Annotated in this window: 1 protein-coding gene; it reads left to right on the forward strand. The window is 63.0% G+C overall.

Annotated features, from left to right (window positions below):
• Positions 1-522, forward strand: a 522-nt coding sequence (locus tag AC1DCP_RS26345; protein ID WP_476774862.1) for a GlcNAc-transferase family protein, incomplete at both ends; no start/stop codon positions are given.

Raw genomic sequence — 522 nt, forward strand, 5'->3', positions numbered from 1 at the left:
GCTTGTGGCGTCGCGCCGGATGCCGGACTGGCAGGCGCAGACCAAACCGCTCAAGGCTCGCTTCTATAGCGCGCACTTTGCCTTTGCCGACGGGAATTTCTCGACGACTGTCCAGCATGATCCCGAGTACTTTTTTCACGGCGAGGAGATCTCGATTGCCGCGCGGGCCTTCACCCATGGGTATGACCTGTATCACCCGCATCGTGTGCTCGCCTGGCATGAGTACACGCGCGACTATCGCGCCAAGATGTGGGATGACCACACGCCCGAGAACCAGGCGCTTGGGCTGGTGAAGACTGCGTGGTTCGAGCGTGACAGACTCTCACAGGCGCGCAATCGCGCCCTGCTCGGCGTGGACGGCGCGAGCGCTGAGGGCACCGATTTCGGTCCGTATGGATTCGGACAAGTACGAACACTGGCTGAGTACGAGGCCTATGTGGGCGTCAGCTTCGATCGGCGCGCCGCCACGCCGGAAGCGTTGCGTGGCGATCCTCCCTCGCCCGGTGCGGCACATCCTGAAAC

The organism is Agrobacterium sp. 10T429 (genome assembly GCF_056393925.1).